This is a genomic window from Undibacterium sp. CCC3.4 (assembly GCF_034347425.1).
GTDB lineage: Bacteria > Pseudomonadota > Gammaproteobacteria > Burkholderiales > Burkholderiaceae_D > Undibacterium.
In genome coordinates, this window is the sequence record NZ_CP133779.1 from 1,543,308 (window position 1) to 1,570,100 (window position 26,793).

Here is a 26,793-nt window from a genome sequence, read left to right on the forward strand (position 1 = left end):
TAGTCGGTGATGTAAGCCTAGGGAAGCGCAGATTTAATCGCTGTGGAATTGTCCGTTGCCAATGAGGATGCAATGAAAGGCAACGCAGCAGTGCGCCTCAGTGGCGACGAACAAACCGCTTGGATTAAATCTGCGCTTCCCCGGTTTAGTCTGGCAACTCCAGGTCAGGACGGCCCCGTAAGCATGCGGCTTTTTTTCTTTTCCGTAGTGCTTCAACACTTGGGTTATGTTTAAAATGCGTCAGCAAATTTATTTTTTGCAGTCGTGACAATTCTGAGCGACGAATCGCTTTAGGCCATTTCGCTACGGCGGTACTTACCGTATCTGCTATGACCTTGGATAAGGCTTTCTCAGGAATGCCAAGAAAATTGGCAAGTCTGCGAACTATAGCCGGAAGCAATTTTTCACGTTCTTTGCTATCAGGGAAGAACTTCAATCCATTCCCCTCACCAGCAAGATACCCGGAGTAGGCGACGATATCGTACGTGGGCGAAAGACAGGGGGCGGTAGCTGTCTCATACAGCAGTGAGAAATTCTTCACATGCGCATCAAAGTTGCCGATCATTTCATCAAAAATCTGACTAGCGTTTGAAACCCCGGCCTTCAGAGGCTGTCGCAAAAGGGTAGTGTAGTGGTCAAGTTATTTCGGACACATCAATAGGTTTTTTTTCTGCCATTTCTTTTTCGTAAATCATGGGCGGCAAATTGCCCAGCGTTGAATGCAATCGTAAGCAGTTATAAAAGCCTACGATGTATTCAATGATGTCTTTTGTGGCTTCCATTTGATTCGCGTAATCGCGTTGCCAGACACGCTCCATCTTTAAATTTAAGAAGAAGCGTTCCATCGCCGCGTTATCCCAGCAGTTTCCTTTACGGCTCATACTGCAAACAAGGCCATGTTGTTTGAGTAAATGTTGGTATTCATGACTGGCATATTGACTGCCACGGTCGGAATGCAAAATTAAACCCGCTGCCGGCTTACGTGCCTCAACCGCCATCCGTAGCGCCCGACAAACCAATTCAGCTGGCATCGTTGGCCCCATTGCCCAGCCTATGATTTTTCGTGAGAATAACTCCATCACGACCGCCAAATACAACCAGCCAGTACGCGTACGGACATAGGTAATATCGGAAGTCCAGGCGCGATTGGGCTCTGCTGGGTTGAACTGTCTATTGAGAATATTGCTCGCTATTGGTAAATCATGTTTGCTATCTGTCGTGTTGATAAATTTTCTCTTCCAGACGGTTTTGATCTGGGCTTCACGCATTAAGCGCCGTACTTTGTAGCGGCCAATGACGATGTTCTTGGCGTGCAGTGCACTGACCAGGCGACGGCTGCCATAACTGCGGCCACTGGCAGCGAATTCCGCTTTCAGATGCACGCTGGTGACACATATTGCGGTCATTTTTGTCTTTGCTTTTGCTGCGTAGTAGCCAGACCGGCTCGCTCCCAAGAGACGACACAGTTGTGCTACCGAGGCCTTCGTTTGCCAATGATCGACTAACTCGTAGATCATTTCATTTCGCGTGCAAAGAAGGCCGATGCTTTTTTTAACAGGTCATTGTCCGAACGCAGTAGACGGTTTTCTTGTTCGAGTTGGCGAATCCGTTGCAGCTCGGCAGACAGTGGTTTCCCTATGCCAGCCTGGCCACCTTGTTCAGCGCGATATTGTTCAACCCAGCGCCGCACGGCGGTTTCTCCAATACCCATATCTTTCACGATTTTAGCAACCGCTACGCCTTGATCCAGCACCATCCGGGCCACTTCAAGTTTAAAAGTAGCTTCGTATTTTTTATTCCCAGTCATCTTTATTTTCCTCGTTTAGGTAATTATTCCTCCTATTGAGGTGTCCGTAAACATTAGACCATTACATAGTGAGTCGGTATCATTACCCCAACTGGTGGCCACGTCATTCCTGCGCGCTTTTGGCAGGAACCCAGCGGCGTTCGTGGTTAACTGAAAATGCCAGAAATTGTGGCATTTTCAGTGTAAAAAACGACGCTGGGTTCCCGCCAAAAGCATGCGGGAATGACGAGGTATGCGGTGTTTCAGGTGTAAAAAACGTCCATCAGGCTTTTGCGACAGCCTCTTTTGGCCGGTGAGCGACGAAGGAGCGACGCGATGGGAGGGGATGCAAACCCCTTCCAGAGTCTTTTCCATCGTCGCTTGCGACGATCCATTAAGTTGTTGGCTGGTTCCAGCGTCGCAAGCGACGCTTTGTTTTTTGCTCAGGCGTAGACAATCGTCAGCGGTGCATGGTCGGAAAAGCGCTGCTCTTTGTAAACGGATGCCGAGCGCGCTGTTGCACCCATGGCCGGCGTGGCGACATGATAATCGATGCGCCACCCGACATTATTGGCCCAAGCTTGGCCGCGATTACTCCACCAGGTGTAGGCTTCGCCGGTCAAGTCCGGGTGCAACTGGCGATAGACGTCGACCCAGCCTTGCTCGTCGAATAAGCGACTGAGCCAAGCCCGTTCTTCGGGCAAGAAGCCGGAATTTTTCTGATTGCTCTTCCAATTTTTCAAATCGACTTCTTTGTGCGCGATATTCCAGTCGCCGCAGATGACGAGTTCGCGTCCGGCCGCCATCAGCATGGCCAGATGGGGATAAAACTCGGCCATGAAGCGGAACTTGGCTTCCTGCCGTTCCGGCGAGGAAGAGCCGGATGGGCAGTACACCGAGATCACCGACAAATTACCGAAGTCGCAGCGCACATAACGTCCTTCCGGATCGAATTCGGCACTGCCAAAGCCGATATGCACGGCATCCGGTGCTTGCTTACTGTAGACGCCGGCACCCGAATAACCCTTTTTCTCCGCATAATGAAAATGTCCATGGCAGCCGTGCGGTGTGAGGAAATCTGCCGTCATGTCGCCGGCTTGGGCTTTTAATTCCTGCACGCAGACGAAGTCGGCATCTTGCTGTTCCATCCATTCGAAAAAGCCTTTTTTTGCAGCGGAACGGATGCCATTCAGGTTGGCGGAGATGATTTTGGTCATGGAATTACTGTCGAAGCTAAAAAGTTAGTAAGGGTATTCGCGAAGCCTAACTATGCTGAGCCGAATAGTCGGGGACTGCAAAATTACCGTAGGGGAATATGGGTTTGCTAATGTGGTTTGACGGCGCACTTCTGACAACACTATCCCCATGAGAAAATTGTCGTTTAGCTAACTTAAGTTAACTTGCTCTTGGCCCAGTGGTATACTTAGAAGAAATAATTATACCTTCTTAAATAAGATTAACCATTTGTAATAGAGCTTGCGATTATGAAAGTTGAAGCTCAGGATCGCTTCATTGAGCGTGTTTCAGGCTTTTTGGCGAACCAAATTAATGCGCTGCCCATTTTTTGTGTGGGATTCCACCAACTACTACATACACGTGTAATGGTTTATCTGCATGTGTTACTTAAGCAATGACGAAATACTCAACTTCTCCTCTACAACTTGCCCGTACTTTATTTAAACATAGAGAACTTATCATTGAATTAGCCAAACGTGATGCCGTTGGCAAATACAAAGGATCTAAACTTGGTGTTTTATGGTCGCTCCTCACCCCAATTCTCATGCTGGTCATCTACACCTTTGTTTTTGGTGAGATATTCCAAGCGCGTTGGAGCGCAGGCAATTCCTCACGTAGCGAATTCGCCATCGTACTGTTTACTGGCTTAATTATATTTAATCTGTTCGCCGAAAATATCACCAGGGCACCTGGACTGATATTGCTCAATGAGAGCTACGTAAAAAAAATAATATTCCCTTTGGAGATACTACCTTGCGTAAATCTTCTTTCGTCGATGTTTCATATGCTCGTGAGTGCGTCAGTATTGCTTATATTTCAACTAATATTGATTGGGCACATTCCTTTGACGGTATTCTTCCTCCCTTTTATTGTTTTGCCATTTTTTCTGTTTTGTCTGGGGTTTAGTTGGTTATTGTCGGCCTTGGGAGTGTTTTTGAGGGATATAGGACAAACGATTGGTATCTTTGTTACGGGCTTGATGTTTTTGTCGCCGGTTTTCTTTCCCTTGTCCTCAGTACCTGTCAGGTGGCAAAAAATTGCTCAATTTAATCCATTGGTCTATCCTATAGAGCAAGCACGCAACGTTCAAATCTGGGGCTTGGTGCCGGATTTAAGCCATTGGCTAATCTACGCGGCAATGTCTTGTCTTGCAGCATGGTTGGGGTTTGTTTGTTTTCAAAAAACACGGTCAGGATTTGCTGATGTCCTCTAACCTCGTCATAAAAGTTACTAACGTTGGCAAGTGCTTTCAAATGTATGATAAACCGAACGATCGATTGATCCAAGGTTTGTATTCCTTGCTAGCACGCTTGTGTCCTGTTTTAAAGTTTCGCTTAAAACTGTCTCAGTTGGCGGCGGCTTGTTCGCGCCAACACTGGGCATTGCGCGACGTCAATTTTGAATTAAAAAAGGGCGAGACGCTCGGCATCATTGGCCGCAATGGTTCAGGGAAAAGCACACTGTTGCAAATTCTTTGTGGCACCTTGAATTCGACGACTGGAGACGTGCAAATTCAAGGTCGCGTGGCTGCTTTGTTGGAATTAGGGTCAGGATTTAATCCCGAATATTCAGGTCGTGAAAATATTTTCATGAACGGTCAGTTGCTCGGTCTGTCGAGGGCGGAAGTCGCCCAGCGCTTGGATGACATCATCGCTTTCGCTGATATTGGTGAGTTTATTGATCAGCCAGTGAAAACTTATTCAAGCGGGATGTATGTACGTCTCGCTTTCGCTGTCATTGCCCATGTTGATGCAGATATTCTTGTGATTGACGAGGCCTTAGCAGTAGGCGACGCATTTTTTACACAAAAATGTATGCGCTTTCTGCGAAAATTTCTTGAAAACGGCTCTATACTTTTTGTCAGTCATGACACGGCAGCGGTAAAAAATATCTGTCAAGCCGCGCTTTGGCTGGAGAAGGGTGTGGTGCAAGCCCATGGGTCGGCGAAAGAGGTTTCTGATCTTTATCTGCAAGCATTTTATGAATCTATCCAGGGTCCTGCCGCTCGTGTCCAAATCGAGCCAACAGCGAAACGAACAGCCATCTCAGTCGAACGAAAAGATGGCCGCTTGGCGTGGTTGAATAACACTAATCTACGCAACGATATAAAAATTATTGAATTTAACCAAGATGTCTCGCGTTTCGGTACCAAGGAAGCCGAGATTTTTTCGGTTGAGTTATGCGATGAAACTAATACCCCGCTCACTTGGGTTGTTGGCGGGGAAGAAGTCACATTTATTATCCGAGCAAACATCACACAAGATATTTTTTCACCCATCATTGGTTTTTACGTAAAAGACCGCTTGGGTCAAATCTTATTTGGTGATAACACTTACTTTACTTACCATGATGCTCCGCTGAATGTTCGAGCGGGCAGCGCGATAGTTGCAGAATTTCACTTTCTCATGCCGATTCTGTTGAAGGGGGAATACTCTATTTGCGTTGCTGTTGCCTCCGGTAGCAATGAAGAGCATATCCCTTTGGACTGGATTAACGATGCGATGATTTTAAGATCAGAATCATCGTCGGCGGTCACCGGTTTAGTCGGTATTCCTATGCGGAAAATAGAATTTAAAATTACAGAATAATTTAGAGCTCAGAAAAGTTTCACTTTCTGCTCTGATCGAAAATACAGCGAAAACACGGCGATCGTGTGTATTTCGAATAAAAAAAGGAATATTTGTAGAATGAACCGATACGCTTATGAATTTGATATCAATTCAAACAGTATTGCAGCACGTGTAATACGTTTGGTCGGCTATGACAAAAGAGTATTGGAATTAGGATGTTCCTCCGGGCATATGTCTGCAATATTGCAAGCACATGGATGCCAAGTGGTTGGTGTCGATTTTGATGCTGTTGCAGTCGAGACGGCTCGGCAGTATTGCAGCGCCGTGTATGCGATTAATTTAGAAAATGCCGACTGGCCTCAAGAGATGAGCGGCGAGGCGGCCTTCGACGTCATCGTTGCTGCCGATGTATTAGAACACTTACGTGATCCTGGTAGGTGCTTTGAATATTTCCGGCAGCTTTTGAAGCCTGATGGAATACTGATTATTTCGACCCCCAATATTGCGTATGGTGGCGTCATTGCATCATTGCTTCAAGGTACTTTTCATTATGCTGAAACGGGCCTTCTCGATAAAACCCACGTCCATTTTTTTACCGAGCAAAGTTTGCGTGAGCTCCTCTTGGCCAAGGCTTACTCGGTAGTACATTTTGACAGCGTCAATGCGGATATCGACCATCCCGAATTTTCAAAGTATTGGGACGCACTGGATGCGGATTTACGGAAAAAAATTCAAGAACGACCGAACGCCATGGCCTTTCAATTTATTTTGACTGCGTTTCCGAGCGAAACCAGGCAACTCGATACTTCTCTGGCAGAAATTTATCGGCAGTACGAGTTAAAAAATAATGTTGCTCAGAAAAAATTTGAAGCAGAAATCCTTAACTTAAAAACGATGTTGCTGGAAAAAAAGCATGAATGTGAAAAACATGTGGCTGGGAAATTGCAGTTGACCGAACAGCAGAATCGGCTTGAAGAGGAACTTGCACGAATAGAGCAAGAGTCGCGAAAAACCAATCTGGTTTTACAAACGATCTTGACCTCAACGACTTGGCAGATTTCCGCGCCACTACGCTATGTTGCAAGAGCAGTACCGTTGTCGCTCAGACAAGCGATAGGGCGTTTTTTGAAAAGAAGTATTTTCTTAACAGAGCTGATTTTTCTGGGGCCGACAAAAGGTTGGCCTTACCTGGCAAACTTATTAAAGCGGAAATTTCTTGCGAAGAATAAAATTTTCACGAAATTTTGTTCCAAGGTAGCGGCGTTGACCTTGCCGACCGTCGCTACGCCTCCTGAAGCAGCGCGTTCTTTAGACATTGATTACAGTTTGGCGATTCCGTTCAAATTTGAATTACCGGTTTTAGCTGACAACACCGTTGTCGCCGCCGTGATTCACTTGTTTTACGAAGATCTCGCGGTTGAGTGCCGCACTTATCTTTCGAAAATACCCTGCAATGTAGATATCTATATTTCGACTACGGATGCATTTAAAGCGGGAATTATCCAACAGGTTTTTAAAAGTTGGACTAAGGGGACGGTGGATGTCCGAATTGTTCCCAACCGTGGCAGAGACATCGCGCCGAAATTAATCAGCTTTGCTGATGTTTATCATAAATACGAGTACGTGTTGTGCTTGCACGGAAAACGATCACACCATGCCAATGTGTTAGCCCCTTGGCGTCACTTTATATTCGAAAGTTTGCTCGGGAATGAAGAAATTGTTAAGTCGATTTTGTTTGCATTTGAGACAAACCCGAAATTAGGAATGATTTCTTCGCAACATTTTGAGCCGATGCGGCACTGGACTAACTGGGGTGGAAATTTTGCAAAAGCCTCTGCCTTGGCGACCCGGATGGGGTTTGGCATCGATGAAAAAGCCGCACTCGACTTTCCTTCAGGCTCAATGTTTTGGGCCAGAACGGCGGCATTAAAACCCTTGCTCGACTTGCACTTGAGTATAGAAAAGTTTGATCCTGAACTCGGGCAAACCGACGCGACCTTGGCGCATGCACTGGAGCGCGTGTTCTTTCACAGCTGTGAATATGCTGGCTACCAATGGATGAAAGTTGCTTGTTCGGAGTTTTTTGCAAACACTCCTGCAATCATCGAAGTGGCTGATGCTGATGCGTTTCTGCACTATCAGGCCGAATACGGTTTTGAGCTCCTCAAGCCAAATGGTGTCAAGCCGCGAGCTTTACCAGTTCCAGCCGTCGCGAACGCTGCATCATCCCTGTTTGAGCGGGTTCGTGACAGCGCTTTAGGGACGGCAATAGTGCTCGATCCCGCTGTGAAAATAGCGATAGGTTTGGTTTCTTACAATAATAGTCGCGAAGAATTAAGGCTTGCCATAGAGTCTGCCAAGATTTCCTTGCAAACAGCCGGGTATGAAGTAAATGCTAAGCTGTTTGTCCTTGATAACGGCGCAGATACGACTGAGTATATCGAACAGTCCGATTTAATCGAGCGGCAAGCGCCGAAAGGGAATGTAGGATTTGGTGCCGGGCACAATCACTTGATGAAAATTGCGTTTGCTCGGCAGTTTGATGTGTACATTGCGATTAATCCTGATGGTGCTTTGCATCCTGATGCAATCAGCGAAATGATGAAAACCATGATGGCAGCAAATGGCCGTGCAATTGTGGAGGCTCTCCAATTCCCATCTGAGCATCCAAAGCCATATGATCCTCACACCTTGGATACCCCTTGGGTGTCTGGTGCTTGCTTAGCTGTGCCGCGAGCGGCTTTTGAGGCCACAGCTGGATTTGACGAGACTTTCTTTATGTATTGCGAGGATGTCGATTTTTCATGGCGAGCTAAGGCGCATGGTTTTGCTTTGAAAACTAACCCGCGAGCCTTATTTTTTCATTCAGTGACGAATCGCAAAATGACTCCTGCCACGCTGGAAATGATTTTACGCTCAGGGTATATTTTGGCAAAAAAATGGAATGCGTTTGAATTTGAGCAGGAAATGAAATTGACGCTGGTAGAAAGAAATTTTGTTGTTCCAAGTGTTGCGGTGGAGACGGTACCGAAGGAGTGGTCTCAGTATGCCGATTTCACTCACCAGTTCAGTTTTTCCAACCCACGTTGGTAAGCGGATGTATTTTTTACGGATGCCAATTTTGTTTTGCTTGCCGCTGAAATACGCAAGCTTGCAATTTGTGGGCAGTCAATTCTAAGTCAAATTTTTCAAATACAATTTATGGTAAAAAACCAAATTGATTGCATCGTCAGGTTTCACGATAGCAGTCGTTTACTCGAATTAAACCGATGTATTTTTTCTTTAGTCGGTCAATTTTATAAATCTCTTAATATTATTATCGTTGTTCAGAGATTTACTGATGAAGAGTTGTGTTTGCTGAGGGCTAATCTGGCTTCGTTGATGAAGTTCCCAAATTGCCCTACTATTCAAATTGAAAATTTAACAAATTCGTCTTCTGCTGATGCGAGGACTGAATTGTTAAATTTGGGTTTAGACGCTGCGAGAGGTCAGTACGTCGCGTTTCTCGATTATGATGATGTGCTCTATCCGGAAGCCTACTCTATCTTAGTGCAGAACTTAAGAAGTACTCACGCGGGTATTGCGTTTGCGACAGTCAGATTATTAAGTGTGGATATTTTTTCTCAGTTTCTCTGTGCCGTAAAAGAAGCGGCGGCACCATTCAGCGGCAGTTCTTTGAGTGACTTGTTTCGAGCAAATTTTTGTCCGATTCATTCTTACTTAATTGACCGTTCTGTGGTCTCTGCTGATATCTTGAGATTCAATACATCGCTAACGTGGGAAGAAGACTATGATCTGCTGCTCAGAATTTGCGCTACTTACGCATCGGATTTTTCCGCTTTGGGAACCGTAATCGGGGACTATTATTTCAAGTCAGATGGCAGCAATACGGTCGCGCACAGCGTCGGATTGAGCCAAGACCGGGTGAGTGAATATGCGGCGGTGGCTGCGCAAATTGAAGTTCGACGGTGTATCACGGACGTTAGTGCGGCCGTCCTTCGGCAGCTTGGCATTGCAAGTAAAGAAAATAAAATGAGTATTCGCGATGTGATTAACGTTATTGGAAATAAATAAAGCCGCGAATTCAACTGGTTTCGGTGATTGCTCGGTAGGCGCAGGCCTTAAGTTGTGCGTCGTTCTTCCTTGCCTTTGGCGTCAACCTAGCGCGGTTTTTACCACTGAAAACGCCATCATTTCGGGCATTTTCAGTTATCTGCGAACGCCACTGGGTTGCCGTCAAAAGCGCGCGGCAATGACGAATTGGGCGCTCGCGGGAATGACAAGTATTAATAACTGGCACCATAGCGCTCACGGTAAGCCGCCACCGCGAGCTGGTTTTGCTGAAGTTGTGCATCGCCATCGGTGCGTGACAAATACTCAAACAAATCATTCAAATTACCAATCGACACCACCGGCATCTGATACGCCTGACTGACTTCTTGCACCGCCGAATTGACCGATAAATTCGGTTCCTTGCCCGAGCGTTCCATGCGGTCGAGGGCGATCAGCACCGCACACGGTGTGGCACCGGCGGCGCGGATCAATTCCACCGATTCGCGTACCGAGGTGCCGGCTGAAATGACGTCGTCGATGATAACGACTTTCCCTTTGAGTTCAGCGCCGACGATGCTGCCGCCTTCGCCGTGGTCTTTGGCTTCTTTACGGTTGTAGGCGAAACCGACATTGCGGCCGCGGGCGGCCAATGCCACCGCGGTGGCCGAGGCCAGCGTGATGCCTTTGTAGGCGGGGCCGAACAGCATGTCGAATTCGACGCCGGAATTGATCAGGGTGTCGGCATAGAACGCGGCCAAGCGGCCGAGATTGGCACCGTCGCTGAACAGGCCGGCATTGAAAAAATACGGCGAATTGCGGCCCGCTTTGGTGACGAAATCACCGAAGCGTATCACGCCGGCGGCGACCGAAAATTGTATGAATTCTTGTCTTAAATTGCTCACGATAGGCTCGCTGTATGAAATAATAAGGGGTAGTGCGCGACTTACGCGCTCAATTTTTGCTTGAGCAAATCATTGACCTGGGCTGGATTGCCCTTGCCCTTGGTCGCTTTCATCGCTTGTCCAACCAGCGAATTGAAGGCTTTTTCTTTACCGGCGCGATATTCTTCGACCGATTGCGGATTGGCTGCCAATACCTCATCGATGATTTTTTCCAGTGCGCCGACGTCGGAAATTTGTTTCAAGCCCTTGGCGTCGATGATTTGATCGGCCAGTTGCAACGCGCTGTTCGGCGCTTCCCACATGGCGGCCAATACTTCTTTGGCGATTTTGTTGGAGATGGTGCCGTCGGCGACACGCTGCAGCAGCAGCGCCAGTTGCGCCGGGCTAAGCGGAATGGCACCGATCTCGGTGTTTTCGCGTTTGAGGGTGGAGGCGACATCGCCCATCATCAAGTTGGCGGCCGCTTTGGCCAGGCTCACACCGGCGGCGCCGACGAGCGCTTCAAAATAGCTTGCCATGCCCTTGGATTGGGTCATCAGGGCGGCATCGTAAGCGCTCAAGCCGAATTGGGCGATGAAGCGCGCGCGCATGGCATCGGGCAATTCCGGCATGCTGCTGCGAACTTGTTCTATCCATTCAGCGCTGACTTTGAGCGGCGGCAGATCCGGGTCGGGGAAGTAGCGGTAATCTTGCGAATCTTCTTTGCTGCGCATGGAACGGGTTTCTTTGCGATCGGGATCGTAAAGACGGGTTTCTTGCACCACGCGGCCGCCATCCTCGATCAATTCGATCTGGCGGTGGATTTCGATGTTGATCGCTTCTTCGAGGAAGCGGAAGGAGTTGAGATTCTTGATTTCGCAACGGGTACCGTATTCTGTTTGACCGAACGGACGCACCGAGACATTGGCATCGCAACGGAACGAGCCTTCCTGCATATTGCCATCGCAAATATCGAGCCACATCACCAGTGCATGCAGGGCCTTGGCGTAGGCTACCGCTTCGACGGCGCTGCGCATCACCGGTTCGGTCACGATTTCCAACAGCGGCGTACCGGCGCGGTTGAGATCGATGCCGGTCATGCCTTGATAATCTTCATGCAGCGATTTGCCGGCATCTTCTTCCAGATGGGCGCGCGTCAGTTCGATCACGCGTACTTCGGCCTTGCCATCTTTTTCAAAGGCGCAGGAAACGAAACCGCCTTGCACCACTGGAATTTCAAACTGGCTGATCTGGTAGCCCTTAGGCAGATCCGGATAGAAATAGTTTTTGCGCGCGAAAATCGATTCCGGGGCGATGGTGGCACCGACGGCCAAACCAAATTGGATGGCTTTTTCGACCGCGCCTTTGTTCATCACCGGTAACACGCCGGGCAAGGCCAAGTCGACCGGACTGGCCTGGGTATTGGGGGCGGCACCGAAGCCGATCGGCGAACCGCTGAAGATTTTGGACTGGGTTTTGAGCTGCACATGCGTTTCAAAACCGATAACGACTTCCCATTGCATAATCATTCCTTCTTGGTCATTGTTGTTTGCTGCATGCCAGCTGGGCAGCACTCAAAATTCGTTTCAATTGTTTTATTCGTCGTAGCGGCAGGTGCCGTCGTCGAGCTTGACTGTCAGTGCCGTGAAATTTTTGCGCGCGCCACACAAGGCCGGACAACTGGGCTTGATGTGTAGCAGTGCACCGTCACGCTCCAAGCGTATGCTGCAACGGTAGCCGCGATCATAATCATAGCCGCGCTTGGCACGCGCCGTGACGGCATCGCGCAAGCTGATGCGCCAGCCAGTTTCGGTGACTTCGGCTTGCGGTTCGTCATCGAGATCGATGCTGCATTCATGCCCGTGATCGCGCCGCAATTGCGATGATTCCCAGTTCAATTCTTTGATCTGCGTGCCATCGAGTACAAAACGGCCCTGATCGGCCAGAATCAAACGTTCACCATCGCCATTTTCCAGCAAGGTTTGGCTGCACTGCAGGCGCACATCCAGCGTTTGCGCTGGCAGTGGCAGGGCGCACAGCGCCAGCATGATCAGGGCGGCGGCTCTCATTGTGGGCTGCGCAGATGCCAGTCGGTGACTTGCTGGTATTGGTGGGCGACATTGAGCAAGCGTGCTTCGGCAAAATAATTACCAATCAATTGCAGGCCAACCGGACGACGGGCATTTTTTTCACCTTGTCCGAAACCGCAGGGTATCGACATGCCGGGCAAACCGGCCAGGCTGGTCGAGAGGGTGAAAATATCGGCCAGGTAATTGGCCAGCGGATCATCCGATTGCGCGCCGAGATCCCACGCCACACTCGGTGCCACCGGCCCCATGATGACATCGCATTGTTCAAAGGCGGCGGCAAAGTCTTGCGCGATCAAGCGACGAATCTTTTGCGCTTGCAAGTAGTAAGCGTCGTAATAACCGTGTGAGAGTACATAGGCACCGACCAAAATACGCCGTTTGACTTCGTCACCGAAACCTTCGGTACGCGATTTGCGGTACATGTCATTGAGGTCGCTGTAGTTGGCGGCACGATGACCGTAGCGCACGCCATCGAAGCGGCTCAGATTCGACGAGGCTTCTGCCGGAGCGATGACATAATAGACTGGAATCGAGAGCTCGGTTTTGGGCAGCGAAATGTCGACCAAGATGGCACCTAGCTTGACATACTCGGCCAGCGCGGCGCGTACTGCTTGTTCGACATCGGCGGCCAGGCCGGCGCTGAAAAATTCGCGCGGCACGCCGATGCGCAAGCCTTGTACTGACTTGTTGAGGTCGCGGTTGAAATCTTCCGCGGCGCGTTCTATTGAGGTCGAATCTTTTTCATCGAAGCCGACGATGGCATTGAGCAGCATGCCGCAGTCCTCGGCATTGCGCGCGATCGGACCGCCTTGATCGAGCGAAGAGGCGAAGGCGATCATCCCATAGCGTGACACGCTGCCATAGGTTGGCTTGATGCCGGTGACGCCGCAAAACGCCGCTGGTTGGCGGATTGAGCCACCGGTGTCGGTGCCGGTCGAGGCCGGGGTCAGGCGTGCGGCGACGGCCGCCGCCGAACCGCCCGATGAACCGCCCGGTACGGCGGTAGTATCCCAAGGATTTTTGACGGCGCCGAAGTAAGAGTTTTCATTCGACGAGCCCATCGCAAATTCATCGCAATTGAGCTTGCCCAGCGTGACCATGCCGGCGGCGGCGAGTTTTTCTACTACCGTGGCATCGAAGGGGCTGACATAATTTTCCAGCATGTGCGAGCCGGCGGTCGAACGCCAGTGGCGCGTGACAAAGATATCTTTGTGCGCGATCGGAATCCCAGTCAAGGCCGTGGCCGTACCATCGGCCAGACGGGCATCGGCCAGCGCGGCTTGTTTCAGCGTTTCTTCGGCGTCAACATGAAGAAAGGCATTGAGTTCGCTACCGGCAATGCGCGTGAGGTAATGGCGGGCCAAGTCGGTCGCGCTGATTTGTTTGCTGTGTAATAGGGCCGACAGTTCGGCCAGAGTTTTGCTATGCATGGCTGTGATTTTCCAATGGAACTTATTCTATGACTTGAGGCACCAAATACAAACCGTCTTGAACGGCCGGTGCCGGCAATTGGTATTCTTCGCGATGATTGCTTTCAGTAACGACATCGGCGCGCAAGCGCAGCGCCAATTCCGGCAGCAAAGCGGCAATCGGATGACTGAGCGGTGCGACGCCCGTGGTGTCGATCGCTTGTAATTGTTCGGCTAATGAAAAAATATCATTTAATTTGGCGAGCGTTGATTCAGCTTGCTCTTGTGAAACGTTTATTTTTGCCAAATTGGCAATTCTTGTAACATCGTTCAGTGTCAGTGACATGGTTTCTGGGGCGTCGTAAACGCGTGAGAGTGTCAAAAAGGGCGCGACCGGAAATCCAAGCGGCCTAGCGCGCGGGCCGTCATGGTCTCTTGGCTGATATTTACAAAATCCGCTGCCGTATTTTTAGGTGTTGGTATCAAGTAAATTTGAGAAGATTATAAGGTAGAATGACGGGTTAATGCCCTAAAAGGCACGTTAGGCACGTTAAATCCCTTCAAGTTGGTGCCTGTTTATTCACGGTACCTACCGCTGCTTGCAGTGTAAGGGTGAGAAATTTTGTGTTTCAGCTCGATTTCAAGAGGCTGTACACCCATCTGAGTTCAATACAGAATTAAATACAGGACAATACATGTTTGGTTTCTTACGCAGTTATTTCTCTAATGATCTGGCGATCGATCTTGGCACCGCTAATACCCTCATTTATGTGCGCGGTCAGGGTATCGTACTCGATGAACCTTCAGTTGTTGCTATCCGCCAAGAAGGCGGACCAAATGGCAAAAAAACCATCCAGGCAGTTGGTCGCGAAGCCAAGCAAATGCTGGGTAAAGTGCCGGGCAATATCGAAGCCATCCGTCCTATGAAAGATGGCGTCATCGCTGACTTTACCGTCACCGAACAAATGCTCAAGCAATTTATCCGCATGGTGCATGACACGAAATTCTTCAAACCTTCGCCGCGCATTATTATTTGCGTGCCTTGTGGTTCGACCCAAGTGGAACGTCGCGCGATCCGTGAATCGGCACTCGGTGCCGGTGCCTCACAAGTGTTTTTGATCGAAGAACCGATGGCCGCGGCCATCGGTGCCGGCTTGCCGGTTTCCGAAGCGACCGGCTCGATGGTGGTCGATATCGGCGGCGGTACCACCGAGGTCGGCATCATTTCACTCGGCGGCATGGTGTATAAAGGCTCGGTCCGGGTTGGTGGCGATAAATTCGATGAAGCCATCGTTAATTACATCCGTCGCAATTACGGCATGTTGATTGGTGAACAAACTGCCGAAGCGATTAAAAAAGCCATCGGTTCGGCTTTTCCTGGTTCAGAAGTCAAGGAGATGGAAGTCAAGGGGCGCAATTTGTCGGAAGGTATTCCGCGCTCGTTCACTATTTCGAGTAATGAAATTCTCGAAGCCCTGACTGATCCGCTCAATAACATCGTCTCGGCCGTTAAAAACGCACTCGAACAAACACCGCCGGAACTCGGTGCCGATATCGCCGAAAAAGGCATGATGCTCACCGGTGGCGGCGCTTTGTTACGCGACCTTGATCGCTTGCTGATGGAAGAAACCGGCTTGCCAGTTATCGTGGCCGAAGACCCGCTCACTTGTGTGGTGCGCGGTTCGGGTATGGCCTTGGAGCGGATGGATAAGCTCGGTTCGATTTTTTCTTACGAGTAAGCGTCGTTTAATTCATGCAGAGCCGGCCACCCGCCGGCTCTTTGCTGTTGGATGCACGCTGGCCTTACCGTTGGTGTAAACCGGTTTCTGAGCATAAATATAGTATGGAATACAGCCCGCCACCACTGTTCAAGCAAGGCGCCTCAGCCCGGGCCCGCGCGATCTTCTTCACGATACTGGCGATTTTTTTGCTGGTGGTCGATTCCCGTCTGAAATCCTTGATGTTGGCACGCCAAGTGATTGGCACCGCGCTCTATCCTTTGCAAATGGCGGCGGTGGTGCCGAGCACGGCGGTGAAAAACCTTTCGCATTACTTTGTCACCGTCGCTGAGGTGGAAAAAGAAAATATCCGCATCAAGCATCAGCAAACCCTCAATGCCGATGTGCTGCAGCAAACCGCGCAGTTGCAAGCGGAAAACAGCCATTTACGTAAATTATTAGACGCGCGTGAGCGCTTGACGGTCAAGAGCGTGCTGGCGGAAATCATTTACGACGCCCGCGATCCCTCGACCCGTAAGGTAATTGTCGACCGTGGTATCAAGGATGGTATTGCGCTCGGTCAGCCGGTGATCGATGATCTCGGGGTGGTCGGCCAGATCACGCGTATCTTTCCCTTCACTGCAGAAGTGACCTTGCTGACCGATAAGAATCAGGCGATTCCGGTGCAAATTCTGCGCAATGGTTTGCGTAGCGTGGCCTATGGCCGCGGCCAATCGCCATATCTCGACATGCGCCTGACTTCGAATGCCGATGTACAGAACGGCGATCAGTTGGTCACCTCGGGCATCGATGGTATTTACCCGGCCGGCTTGGCCGTGGCCAAGGTGGTGCAAGTCGAAAACAAGGCGGTGACCACGTTTGAAAATATACTCTGTGTGCCAACCGCTGGCATTGATCGCAACAAGCAATTGTTGATCTTGCAGGTGTCGATGGAAAATCTGCCGCGCCCTGATACCGAGGATGTGCGCGCCAAGAAAGAAAAACTCAACCGTAAAGTAACGCGCGATGCCGCGCCGGCCAGCAGCGATGTCAAGCCGGTCGACCAACCTTCGCTGGCCGAGACGGCGAAAGAAGCGGCCGAAGCACTCGATACCAAGGAGCCGGCCAAATGACGCAGCCGCACTATATTCTTTTGCCGGTCAACCCGCTGTTTATTATCTTCAGCTTGGCGATGGCATTTTTTCTCAATTTTCTGCCTTGGGGCGGCTGGATCGCGATTCCCGATTTCGTCGCCTTGGTGCTGGTATTTTGGAGCATACATCAACCGCGCCGGGTTGGCATAGGCATCGCCTTTGCGATGGGCTTGCTGATGGATGTGCACGATGCCATCCATCTCGGTGAAAATGCGCTGGCCTATACCTTGCTGACGTATTTCGCCATCACCATTCATCGCCGAGTGCTGTGGTTCCATCCGCTGACGCAGTCGCTGCATGTGTTTCCCTTGTTTTTATTCGTGCAAGGTTTGCAGATTGTCGTGCGCCTCATCGTCGCGCCCGACGCCCATTTTCCCGGCTGGATGTATTTTTCCGAGAGCGTTGTGACCACTGCTTTGTGGCCGCTTGCCACGCTGATTTTGCTGGCACCGCAACGACGTGCAATAAACAAGGACGACACCCGTCCGATTTGACCGAACGGCGCTGGCGCCGCTTGTGCAGTAAGTAAAGCTATCGATCATGAATGAATTGAAAAACACGGAACGGGAACTGTATTTTTTCCGCATGCGGCTGATATTTATCGGCATTTTTGTCTTGTTCTGTTTTTCTGCCTTGATTTCGCGTTTTGTCTGGCTGCAGATCGTCAAACATGATGACTACGTCTTGTTGGCGGATGAAAACCGCATCGATATCGTACCGGTGGTACCTAATCGCGGTTTGATTATGGATCGCAATGGCGTGATTCTGGCGCAAAATTATTCCGCTTACACGCTCGAAATCACGCCTTCGAAAATTCATCAGGACATGGATTTTTTGATCGACGATCTGGCGCAATTGGTTGATATTCAGGCGAAGCATCGCAAACGTTTTCGCAAGTTGGTGGAAGACTCGAAAAATTTCGAGAGTCTGCCGATTCGTACTCGCCTCACTGATGAAGAAGTGGCGCGCTTCACGGCGCAGCGCTTTCGCTTTCCCGGCGTCGATATTCAAGCGCGCTTGTTTCGCCAGTATCCGCAGGGCGACAGCGCTTCGCATGTGATCGGGTATATCGGTCGCATCAGCCCCAAGGATGCCGAAATCATCGATGACATGGAAGACGGTGCCAATTACAACGGTACCGATTACATAGGCAAAGAGGGTTTGGAAAAAAGTTACGAGAAAATTTTGCATGGTAATACAGGCTTCGAACAGGTCGAAGTTTCGGCCGGCGGGCGCGCGGTTCGGACCTTGGCCAGATCTCCTTCGACCTCAGGAAAAAATCTGATCCTCTCGGTCGATATCGAATTGCAAAAGCTGGTGGAGGAAGCCTTTGGTGATCGTCGCGGTGCGCTGGTGGCGATCGAACCGGCGACCGGCGATGTGCTGGCCTTCGTCTCCAAACCGACGTATGACCCGAATCTATTTGTCGAAGGCATCGATCAACAGAGTTGGACCGAGCTCAATACTTCGGAAGACCGCCCCTTGCTGAACCGGCCCTTGTCAGGGATCTACCCACCGGGCTCGACCTATAAACCGTATATGGCACTGGCGGCCTTGGAATTGGGTAAGCGCACGCCTTCACAATCGATTGCCGACCAAGGGTTTTTCATGTTTGGCGGTCATCGTTTTAATGATGATAAGCCCGGTGGTCACGGCATGGTCGATATGTATCGCTCCATCGTCGCTTCCTGCGATACCTATTATTATTTGCTGGCCAATGATCTCGGCGTCGATGCGATTCACGATTTCATGAAGCCGTTCGGTTTCGGGCAAAAAACCGGCATCGATCTTGAACACGAAAAGCAGGGCTTGCTGCCTTCAATGGCATGGAAGCGCAGCGCCTATAAAAAGCCGGCGCAACAGAAATGGTATGCCGGTGAAACTATTTCGCTCGGCATCGGTCAAGGTTATAACGCCTTTACGCCCTTGCAAATGGCGCATGCGGTGGCGACGCTGGCGAATAACGGCGTCGTCATGAAGCCGCATTTGGTGAAAATGACGGAAGATCCGCAAAGCCATCAGAAGTTACTGACGGTGCCGAAAGAGAGTTACCGCATCGCTCTGAAACAGGAAAACATCGACCTCATCAAGCGTGCCATGGTTGGCGTGACCAGTGAAGCCGGTGGTACCGGCTATGCGGTATTCCGTGATGCCGGCTATTTGTCGGGTGGTAAAACCGGCACGGCGCAGGTGGTCGGTATCAAAAAGGGTGAGAAATACGATGCCAAGCGTACTGCCGAGCGGCAGCGCGACAATGCGCTCTATATCGCCTTTGCTCCGGTCGACAAGCCGCGTATTGCGCTGGCGCTGATAGTAGAAAATGCCGGTTTCGGCGCGGCGGCGGCGGCACCGATTGCGCGCAAAGCGCTCGATTACTATTTGCTTGGCAAGCGTCCAAGCGCCAAAGATAAGCAAATGCCTAAAACTGATGCGCCGGCAGCGCCTGGCGATGTCGTCGAGCCGTTGGGAAACAGGGATTAATGATGCAAAATTCTGGCTTTAATTGGCGCTGGCTACGCTCTCACATCATGGTGTTTGATGCGCCGCTGGCGATACTGATCTTTTTAATTCTGTCACTCGGCATCATCACCTTGTATTCGGCCGGCATCGATTTCCCCGGTCGTATCGAAGATCAACTGCGTAATATCGTCGTCTCTTTCATCATCATGTGGATCGTCGCGAATATTCCGCCGCAAACCCTGATGCGCTTCGCCATTCCTATCTATACCTTCGGGATCGCCTTGTTGATTGCCGTCGCCGCATTCGGCATGGTGAAAAAGGGCGCGCGACGCTGGATCAATGTCGGCATGGTAGTGCAGCCTTCAGAGATCATGAAAATCGCCACACCCTTGATGTTGGCGTGGTATTTTCAAAAACGCGAAGGGACCTTGCGCATGAAAGATTTTCTCATCGCTACCCTGATTTTGTTGATTCCTACCGGCTTGATCGCCAAGCAGCCCGATCTCGGTACCGCCTTGTTGGTGGTGGCCGCCGGTTTCACGGTGATTTTTTTGGCCGGTTTGTCGTGGAAACTGTTGTTGGCGATTTTTGCCTTTGTACTGGTGATCACGCCAACCGTGGTGTGGCCATATTTATTACATGACTACCAGCGCGACCGTGTGCTGACCATGCTCGACCCAACCCGCGATCCGCTCGGCAAAGGTTTTCACATCATTCAATCAACCATCGCTGTGGGTTCCGGTGGTTTGCACGGCAAGGGTTGGCTCAAAGGAACGCAGGCGCATCTGGAATTCATCCCAGAACGCACCACCGATTTCATTTTTGCCGTGTTTTCCGAAGAATTCGGTTTTCTTGGTAATCTTTTGTTAGTCAGTTTGTATTTTTTACTCATCATCCGCTGTTTGATGATCGCCGCCAATGCACCCACCTTATTCGCGCGTCTGATGGCCGGATCGGTGACGATGATTTTTTTCACTTATGCCTTTGTTAATATGGGCATGGTCAGCGGCATTCTGCCGGTGGTCGGCGTGCCCTTGCCATTTTTAAGCTATGGTGGCACGGCGCTGGTAACCTTGGGAATGGGAGCGGGAATCTTAATGAGTGTGCAACGTCATCGGAAGTTGGTACAAACATGAAAAAAACGCAAGTCTGTCTGTGGCTGAGTGTGGCGCTGGTCGCCGCTGTGTTGGTAGCTTGTAGCAGTGCACCGCCACGCGTCACCGCGCCAGCCGAGGCGACGCGCGCGCGCTCGGCCAGCTCGGCCGCAGCGGCACTGCCGAAAGCCGGCAGCGGCAAGGGTGGCTATTATAAAGACGATGGTCCCGGTGATAACCCGCCCGAGGGCTTGGAAATGACGGTCGATCCGATTCCAGTGGTCGAAAATTTATCGCGCGGCTCGAACCGCCCTTACATGGTGTTTGGTAAAACCTATACCCCGCTCACCGATCCGCAAACGCCATTCCTGCAACGCGGCATAGGCAGTTGGTATGGCAAAAAATTTCATGGCCAAAAAACCTCCTCCGGTGAACCCTACGATATGTATAAGATCACGGCGGCTCATCCGACCTTGCCGATTCCTTCTTATGCGCGCGTGACCAATTTAGCCAATGGCAAGCAGATCATCGTGCGTATCAATGATCGTGGGCCGTTTCATTCGAATCGCATCATCGATTTGTCGTACACCGGCGCGCTCAAGCTGGGTTTGCTGGCCAAGGGCAGCAGCCAGATTGAAGTCGAGCGTTTGTTGCCGAGCGATATAGACCGGATGGCGGAAAACCGCAAAAATCAAGCGCCGCCGGCGCTGCCCTTGCTCGCTTTGGCACCGGCTGCCCCCGTGATTACGCCGCTGGCCGCGGCCGTACCGGAAGCGACAGCGCAGCCTGATAATCTGATGAGTTTTGAAGATTTACTGGCGGCCGACCAGGCCAAGCCGGTGGAAAAACTGGCGGCAGCGGTACCACGTGTGGCCAGCGGCGCCTACTATCTGCAATTCGGTGCCTACGCCATCCGCGCCAATGCCGAAGCCATCATGGCGCATCTGAAGACGCGCGCCGAAAGCCGCTTGCCAGATTTTGACATCATTGCGCAGGGCAGCTTGTATCGCTTGGTCAGTGGACCATTCAACAGCCGCGCCGATGCCCAATCTGCTTTGGCTCAGGCCGGCAAGCTCGGGCTTGCTCAGCCCTTGGTGGTGCAGCGCTGATTATGCAACACCGATGCTGCTTCAGTGGCTTTCTTTCATGCTCAAGGCGAGCTGATAAAGGGCGTTCTTTTTTTGTCCGGTCAGTTGTGCCGCCAAGGCCGATGCTTGCTTGACGCTGCATTCCGCCAGCAGGATAGTCAGTACGCGGCGTGCTTCCAGATCTTCGTTGTTGGCCTCAACGGCGGCAGCACCGAGCAGTATCACGTATTCGCCTTTTTCGCGATGCGCATCGGCTGCGAGCCAAGTCGGCGCCTCACTGAGCGGGCAGCGGTGGATTTCTTCAAACAATTTGCTCAGTTCACGCGCCAACACGATTTCGCGGCTACCGCCATACACGCTCAGCATCGCTTGCACCGTCTCGCAGATGCGGTGCGGGGCTTCATAAAAAATCAAACTGGCGTCGAGCCGGGCCAGACTATGCAGCAGTTGTTCGCGCTGGCCGGCTTTCGATGGTAAAAAGCCGACGAAATAAAAACGTTCATCGAGCAAACCGCTGGCGGACAAGGCGCTGATGGCGGCCGAGGCACCGGGCAGCGGCGTGACGGGGATGCCGGCGCGCTTGAGGACATCGACGATTTTCGCGCCGGGATCGGAGACGCCGGGGGTGCCGGCATCGGACACCAAGGCGATGCGTTCGCCAGCTTGCAAGCGCAGCAAGATTTTTTCTGCCACTTCGCGTTCATTATGTTGGTGTGCCGCGATCAAGGGGCGGTTGATACCGTAGCGCCCCAGCAGTTGTGCCGTGTTGCGGGTATCTTCGCAGGCAATGGCATCGACCAGCCCCAGTACATGCAGGGCGCGTAAAGAAATATCGGCGACATTCCCGATCGGCGTCGCGACTACATATAATGTACCGAGCGGATAGTTCTGGCGGCTGACAGCCTCAACGAGGTCCGGGTAGAGGGGGGGTGGGGTAAGACTCATACCTATCCATTCGAATGCTTGCAAAACACAGATTGTACGACAATGAGACGCCGTGAGCCTGAGCAAACTGTCAATACCGACCGCCGCAGCAGCCGGCAGCGTTGCGGCGATGCCGCTGAAGCACAAGCCTTGCAGTTTCTGGAGCGGGCCGGCTTGCAATTGGTCGAAAAGAATTTCCGTTGCCGCGGCGGTGAAATCGATTTGATCATGCGCGCCGGCACGTCCTTGGTGTTCGTCGAGGTACGCAGTCGCTCCTCGCTGCAATTTGGCGGAGCGCTCGCCAGCGTGACGCCAGCCAAACAAGCAAAATTATTGCATGCTGCACAAGTTTATCTGCTGCGCCTGCCACGGTTGCCGGCCTGTCGCTTTGATTTGGTGGCGATCGACCAAGGCCACATTCAGTGGTTGCAAAATGTTATTGTGACCTAGAGATAGTAATAGAGGCTAACTCCTGCCGTATAATCGGAAGCACTATGACAAATCAACGTATCCTGGCGCACTTCCATGAAAGTGCCGAATTAAAAATTCAATCGGCCGATGAATTGGCGCTGCCAATTTCGCAAGCGGTAGAGCTGATGTTTCTGGCGCTGTCGAACGGGAATAAAATTCTCGCCTGCGGCAACGGTGGCTCGGCCGCCGACTGTCAGCACTTCGCGGCTGAGTTGGTCGGTCGTTTCGAGCGCGAGCGCTTGCCTTTGCCGGCCATGGCCTTGACCACCGATACCTCGATCATGACGGCGGTGGCGAATGACTACAGTTTTCAAGAGGTGTTTTCGAAGCAGGTACAGGCATTCGGACAAGCCGGCGATATCTTGCTGGCCTTGTCGACCTCGGGCAATTCGGCCAGTATCGTCAATGCGGTCAATGTCGCGCTCGAGCGTGACATGCGTGTGGTGGCGTTGACCGGCAAAGGTGGTGGTGAGATTGCTAAATTGCTCACCGAAGCAGACGTGCATATTTGTGTGCCGCATGAACGTACCGCGCGCATACAGGAAGTGCATTTATTGACGATACATTGTATTTGCGACGGTATTGATACCGCGCTTTTCGGAGGTGAAGAAAATGAATAAATTGCTGGTTTCTCGTCGGCGTTTGCCACTGGCCGCCGCCGCCCTGTGTTGTGTGGCCGTGCTCAGTTTGCAAGGCTGTGTCGAGTTCATCGTCGGCAGTGCCGTCGTGAGTACCTTTGCCGCGACCGACCGCCGCACGCTCGGTGCCCAAACCGAAGACAAGGCCATCGCTATCAAAGGTGAGAACCGGGTATCGAAAGCCTTGGGCGATGCCGCCCATGTGAATGTGAATTCTTTCAACCGCCGCGTCTTGTTGACCGGTGAAGTTGCCGATGAAGCGGCGAAACAAACTGCTGCACGGGAATTGTCCGCCGTCGAAGGCGTGCTGTCGGTGAGTAATGAAATTGCCATCGCCGGCTTGTCCAACTTCACGGCACGCTCGAATGATGCGCTGCTCACGACCAAGGTCAAGGCATCGTTCGTCGACACCCAAGGTTTGTTTGCCAGCGCGTTTAAAGTCGTCACCGAAAGCGGTACCGTGTATTTGATGGGCCGCGTCACGCCACACGAAGGTGATCTGGCAGCCGATGTCGCCAGCCGCATCAGCGGTGTACGCAAAGTGGTTAAGGTACTCGAATACCTGAGCGATGCTGAACTCAAAGCGATGCTGGTGCAGCCACAGCCAGCGCCAGAGAATAAGTCTGATACGCGCAATTAAGATTGACTGCCGAGCCGATGAGTTTCATCGGCTTTTCTTTTGTCTGGAAAAAAATCATGTCCTCATTGATCGCTTTGCTGGTAATCGTCGCCTTGTTTCTGTTCTGGATCGTCGGTGTATATAACCGCTTGGTCACGCTACGCAATCGCTTCAAGAACAGTTTTTCGCAGATTGATGTGCAGTTGAAACGCCGTTACGACCTCATTCCGAACTTGGTCGAGGTGGCTAAAAATTATATGCAGCATGAGCGTGTCACGCTCGAGGCGGTGATCGCGGCGCGTGGCTTGGCGCTGGCGGCCAGCGGCAAGGCGGCGCGCGATCCGGCTGATCCGTCTGCGGTGCAGCAATTTGCTGCGGCAGAAAACACCCTCAATGCTTCGATGGGAAAATTGTTTGCCTTGTCGGAAGCGTATCCTGACCTCAAAGCCAACGAAAACATGCAGCAACTGAGCGAAGAATTGAGCAGTACCGAAAATAAAATCGCTTTTGCGCGGCAAGCGTATAACGATCAAGTCATGCAATACAATATCGGTATCGAGCAGTTTCCCACTTCTGTCGTCGCTAACAGTTGCGGTTTCAAGGCCGCTGAAATGCTGCAGGTCATCGAAGCTGCGCTCGAACGCCAAGCTGTCAAAGTCGCTTTCTAAGCGGCACACCTATGGATTTTTTTGAACAACAGGATCATGCGCATCGTCAGAGTCGCACCCTGTTGATCCTGTTTGCGCTGGCCGTGCTGGCCATTGTCGCGGCCGTCAACCTGAGTCTGGCGCTGATCTGGCATTATTTGTTTGCCTTGCGCATGCCCGGTGGTGTGGCTTATCCGCGCGGCTTTTTCTTCGTCAATACCGGGGTGACCTTGCTGTTCATCGGTGGCGGCAGCTTGTTCGAAAGCTTTCGCCTGCGTGATGGTGGCGAGGCCGTGGCGGAAATGGCCGGCGGTCATTTGGTCCATCCTTCCTCGACCGACCGCAAGGAACGGCGCTTACTCAATATCGTCGAAGAGATGGCGCTGGCCTCCGGCATCGCTTGTCCGCGCGTGTATGTGTTGGAACGCGAAGCAGCCATCAATGCCTTTGCTGCCGGTTATCACCCGAATCAGGCCGTGCTGGCGGTCACTCAAGGCGCGTTGACGCGTCTTACGCGCGATGAATTGCAAGGCGTGGTGGGGCATGAGTTCAGCCATATCCTCAATGGCGATATGCGCATGAATATCAAACTCATCAGTGTCTTGTTCGGCATCCAGATGATTGCTGGTTTCGGGCAGGAATTGATGTATTGGGGCGCCTCTTGGCGCAGTACTCGCAGTCGCGACGATAAGGGGCCGCCGTTGCAACTGATCATGGTGGTGGTCGGTGCGGCGTTGTTCGTCATCGGCTATGTGGGTATTTTTTTCGGCCGCCTGATCAAATCGGCGGTATCGCGCCAACGTGAATTTTTGGCCGATGCCAGCGCCGTGCAATTCACCCGGAATCGCGATGGCATCGGCGGTGCCCTGCGCAAAATTGGTGGACTCGGTGTCGCCAGCGCCTGCGGTTCGCGCATCGATAATCCGCGTGCCGAACAAATGTCGCATATGTTTCTCGGCGCGGCCCGGGCGAACCTGATGAGCGGCTTGTTTGCCACCCATCCGCCTTTACAAGAGCGTTTGCGCTGCATCTACGGGCATGCGCTCAGTTTTCTTGATGCCGCTGAAATCATCGATCCGCTCGAGCAAGCCGATGTGCCGACCGGGTTTTACGGTTTCGGTGCGCGCAATGTGGAAGCCGCTCAGCAGGCACGCACGCTCAGTCTGCCGCGCGCGGACAGCGCAGCCGCGCGGCCGCCCTTATGCTTGTTGACGGCGGCGCGTGGCAGTGCGACTGCCCCGGCGCTGGTGTATGCCTTGCTGCTGGACCGGCAAGAGCCGCAGGCTTACGCCTTGCAGCAGACCCTATTGAGGCAAATGGCTGGGCAACACGCAGAATTGGCGCAACAATTGTTACTCGAGATCGAGGCGATGAGTGAGCCGGCGCGTTTGCCTTGGCTGGACTTGGCGATGCCGGCTTTGCAGTTGCTCACGCCGACGCAGCGCGCGCAACTGCTGGCCTTGGCGGCCAAATTAATTGCCGCTGATGCGCGCATGACGCAGAGCGAATTTGTTTTGCAGACGGTATTGGAGCGGCGTTTGGGGCCGCAGGCCGGACGTTACATTGCGGTCCGTTATGCGGATTTATCGGAGCTGCGCGGCGAAGTGTGCTTGTTGTTGTCGCTGGTCGCGCAAACGCATGCAGGTGCGGCCACGCTGGCCGCTTTTGTGCGTGCGGCGGCGCTATTGCCAGACTTGGGCTTGCGTGAGTATGAACTGCAGGCCAGCGTACAGAGTGATTTTTTCACGGTGCGGCAAGCGCTGGAAAAACTCAATCGCCTCGCGCCCTTAGCCAAGCCGTTTCTGGTGCGCGCCTTGCTGACAGCGGCGGCGCGTGCGCCGACGGTACAGATTGCTCCCGCCCCGGCTGATCTGGTGCGCGCCATGTGCGCCGCACTCGATGTGCCGGTGCCGGACTGTCTGCTGCCAACTGCCATGCCGACCTGAGTCGGACGA

At 51.9% G+C, this 26,793-nt stretch carries 24 protein-coding genes; 15 read left to right on the forward strand and 9 right to left on the reverse strand.

Translation table 11 applies throughout. The features are described from left to right. Positions 1-145: 145 nt before the first annotated feature. From RHM61_RS06990 to RHM61_RS07000, 3 genes are all read right to left on the reverse strand, one after another. A complete protein-coding gene (locus RHM61_RS06990; protein WP_322250409.1) occupies positions 146-619 on the reverse strand; it encodes a HipA domain-containing protein in 474 nt (157 codons plus the stop codon). A 16-nt stretch (positions 620-635) separates the two neighbouring features. Then, positions 636-1,807, reverse strand: a protein-coding gene (locus tag RHM61_RS06995) for an IS3 family transposase (protein WP_322248900.1) whose coding sequence is annotated in 2 segments (ribosomal slippage) — positions 636-1,543 and positions 1,543-1,807 — 1,173 coding nt in all. Because the reading frame shifts where the segments join, the coding sequence is not laid out codon by codon here. Between the two features lie 422 nt (positions 1,808-2,229). Then, positions 2,230-3,003 (reverse strand): exodeoxyribonuclease III, encoded by a 774-nt coding sequence (locus tag RHM61_RS07000; RefSeq protein WP_322250410.1) that lies wholly within the window; start codon positions 3,001-3,003, stop codon positions 2,230-2,232. Positions 3,004-3,416: 413 nt separating this feature from the next. On the opposite strand from RHM61_RS07000, the gene RHM61_RS07005 reads away from it, so the two are divergent. The 4 genes from RHM61_RS07005 to RHM61_RS07020 all read left to right on the forward strand — a co-directional run bounded on the left by RHM61_RS07005 (position 3,417) and on the right by RHM61_RS07020 (position 9,666). Next, a complete protein-coding gene (locus RHM61_RS07005; protein ID WP_322250411.1) occupies positions 3,417-4,235 on the forward strand; it encodes an ABC transporter permease in 819 nt (272 codons plus the stop codon). Continuing rightward, the gene (locus tag RHM61_RS07010) at positions 4,225-5,610 is read left to right on the forward strand and encodes an ABC transporter ATP-binding protein (RefSeq protein WP_322250412.1); all 1,386 of its coding nucleotides are present in this window, start codon (positions 4,225-4,227) and stop codon (positions 5,608-5,610) included. Before RHM61_RS07005 ends, RHM61_RS07010 begins: the two co-directional genes overlap by 11 nt. A gap of 99 nt (positions 5,611-5,709) precedes the next feature. Continuing rightward, positions 5,710-8,685 carry a rhamnan synthesis F family protein gene (locus RHM61_RS07015; RefSeq protein ID WP_322250413.1) on the forward strand — a complete coding sequence of 992 codons (2,976 nt, stop codon included), beginning with the start codon at positions 5,710-5,712 and terminating at the stop codon, positions 8,683-8,685. Positions 8,686-8,793: 108 nt separating this feature from the next. After that, complete coding sequence (locus RHM61_RS07020; protein WP_322250414.1) at positions 8,794-9,666, forward strand: glycosyltransferase; 873 nt, start codon at positions 8,794-8,796, stop codon at positions 9,664-9,666. Between the two features lie 212 nt (positions 9,667-9,878). On the opposite strand, the gene pyrE is transcribed toward RHM61_RS07020, so the two are convergent. From pyrE to gatC, 5 genes are all read right to left on the reverse strand, one after another. Next, positions 9,879-10,547 carry an orotate phosphoribosyltransferase gene (gene pyrE / locus RHM61_RS07025; protein WP_322250415.1) on the reverse strand — a complete coding sequence of 223 codons (669 nt, stop codon included), beginning with the start codon at positions 10,545-10,547 and terminating at the stop codon, positions 9,879-9,881. A 41-nt stretch (positions 10,548-10,588) separates the two neighbouring features. Continuing rightward, positions 10,589-12,049, reverse strand: coding sequence for an Asp-tRNA(Asn)/Glu-tRNA(Gln) amidotransferase subunit GatB (gatB, locus tag RHM61_RS07030; RefSeq protein ID WP_322250416.1), 1,461 nt, complete (start codon positions 12,047-12,049; stop codon positions 10,589-10,591). Between the two features lie 72 nt (positions 12,050-12,121). Next, positions 12,122-12,595, reverse strand: a complete 474-nt coding sequence (locus RHM61_RS07035; RefSeq protein ID WP_322250417.1) for a hypothetical protein — start codon at positions 12,593-12,595, stop codon at positions 12,122-12,124. After that, positions 12,592-14,046 (reverse strand): Asp-tRNA(Asn)/Glu-tRNA(Gln) amidotransferase subunit GatA, encoded by a 1,455-nt coding sequence (gatA, locus tag RHM61_RS07040; protein ID WP_322250418.1) that lies wholly within the window; start codon positions 14,044-14,046, stop codon positions 12,592-12,594. Before gatA ends, RHM61_RS07035 begins: the two co-directional genes overlap by 4 nt. A gap of 22 nt (positions 14,047-14,068) precedes the next feature. Further along, positions 14,069-14,371 carry an Asp-tRNA(Asn)/Glu-tRNA(Gln) amidotransferase subunit GatC gene (gatC, locus tag RHM61_RS07045; RefSeq protein ID WP_322250419.1) on the reverse strand — a complete coding sequence of 101 codons (303 nt, stop codon included), beginning with the start codon at positions 14,369-14,371 and terminating at the stop codon, positions 14,069-14,071. 349 nt (positions 14,372-14,720) lie between these two features. Here gatC and RHM61_RS07050 point away from each other — a divergent pair, with 349 nt between their 5' ends. The 6 genes from RHM61_RS07050 to RHM61_RS07075 all read left to right on the forward strand — a co-directional run bounded on the left by RHM61_RS07050 (position 14,721) and on the right by RHM61_RS07075 (position 21,560). Continuing rightward, the gene (locus tag RHM61_RS07050) at positions 14,721-15,764 is read left to right on the forward strand and encodes a rod shape-determining protein (RefSeq protein ID WP_322250420.1); all 1,044 of its coding nucleotides are present in this window, start codon (positions 14,721-14,723) and stop codon (positions 15,762-15,764) included. Positions 15,765-15,868: 104 nt separating this feature from the next. Continuing rightward, the gene (gene mreC / locus RHM61_RS07055) at positions 15,869-16,876 is read left to right on the forward strand and encodes a rod shape-determining protein MreC (protein WP_322250421.1); all 1,008 of its coding nucleotides are present in this window, start codon (positions 15,869-15,871) and stop codon (positions 16,874-16,876) included. After that, positions 16,873-17,391 carry a rod shape-determining protein MreD gene (gene mreD, locus RHM61_RS07060; RefSeq protein WP_322250422.1) on the forward strand — a complete coding sequence of 173 codons (519 nt, stop codon included), beginning with the start codon at positions 16,873-16,875 and terminating at the stop codon, positions 17,389-17,391. Before mreC ends, mreD begins: the two co-directional genes overlap by 4 nt. Before the next feature lie 46 nt (positions 17,392-17,437). Then, complete coding sequence (gene mrdA / locus RHM61_RS07065; protein WP_322250423.1) at positions 17,438-19,378, forward strand: penicillin-binding protein 2; 1,941 nt, start codon at positions 17,438-17,440, stop codon at positions 19,376-19,378. Beyond that, entirely contained in the window at positions 19,378-20,493 is a 1,116-nt protein-coding gene (rodA, locus tag RHM61_RS07070; protein ID WP_322250424.1) for a rod shape-determining protein RodA, read from the forward strand. The genes mrdA and rodA overlap by 1 nt, the downstream gene beginning before the upstream one ends. Then, entirely contained in the window at positions 20,490-21,560 is a 1,071-nt protein-coding gene (locus RHM61_RS07075; RefSeq protein WP_322250425.1) for a septal ring lytic transglycosylase RlpA family protein, read from the forward strand. Before rodA ends, RHM61_RS07075 begins: the two co-directional genes overlap by 4 nt. Positions 21,561-21,581: 21 nt before the next feature. On the opposite strand, the gene rsmI is transcribed toward RHM61_RS07075, so the two are convergent. Next, a complete protein-coding gene (gene rsmI, locus RHM61_RS07080; protein ID WP_322250426.1) occupies positions 21,582-22,484 on the reverse strand; it encodes a 16S rRNA (cytidine(1402)-2'-O)-methyltransferase in 903 nt (300 codons plus the stop codon). A 42-nt stretch (positions 22,485-22,526) separates the two neighbouring features. Here rsmI and RHM61_RS07085 point away from each other — a divergent pair, with 42 nt between their 5' ends. The 5 genes from RHM61_RS07085 to RHM61_RS07105 are packed head-to-tail and all read left to right on the forward strand — an operon-like array spanning position 22,527 to position 26,784. Continuing rightward, complete coding sequence (locus tag RHM61_RS07085) at positions 22,527-22,913, forward strand: YraN family protein (RefSeq protein ID WP_322250427.1); 387 nt, start codon at positions 22,527-22,529, stop codon at positions 22,911-22,913. A 44-nt stretch (positions 22,914-22,957) separates the two neighbouring features. Then, positions 22,958-23,554, forward strand: coding sequence for a phosphoheptose isomerase (locus RHM61_RS07090; RefSeq protein ID WP_322250428.1), 597 nt, complete (start codon positions 22,958-22,960; stop codon positions 23,552-23,554). Then, entirely contained in the window at positions 23,547-24,212 is a 666-nt protein-coding gene (locus tag RHM61_RS07095) for a BON domain-containing protein (RefSeq protein WP_322250429.1), read from the forward strand. Before RHM61_RS07090 ends, RHM61_RS07095 begins: the two co-directional genes overlap by 8 nt. 56 nt (positions 24,213-24,268) lie before the next feature. Further along, on the forward strand, positions 24,269-24,859 hold the full coding sequence (locus RHM61_RS07100; protein WP_322250430.1) for a LemA family protein: 591 nt from the start codon (positions 24,269-24,271) through the stop codon (positions 24,857-24,859). 11 nt (positions 24,860-24,870) lie between these two features. Next, complete coding sequence (locus tag RHM61_RS07105) at positions 24,871-26,784, forward strand: M48 family metallopeptidase (RefSeq protein WP_322250431.1); 1,914 nt, start codon at positions 24,871-24,873, stop codon at positions 26,782-26,784. Positions 26,785-26,793: the final 9 nt, after the last annotated feature.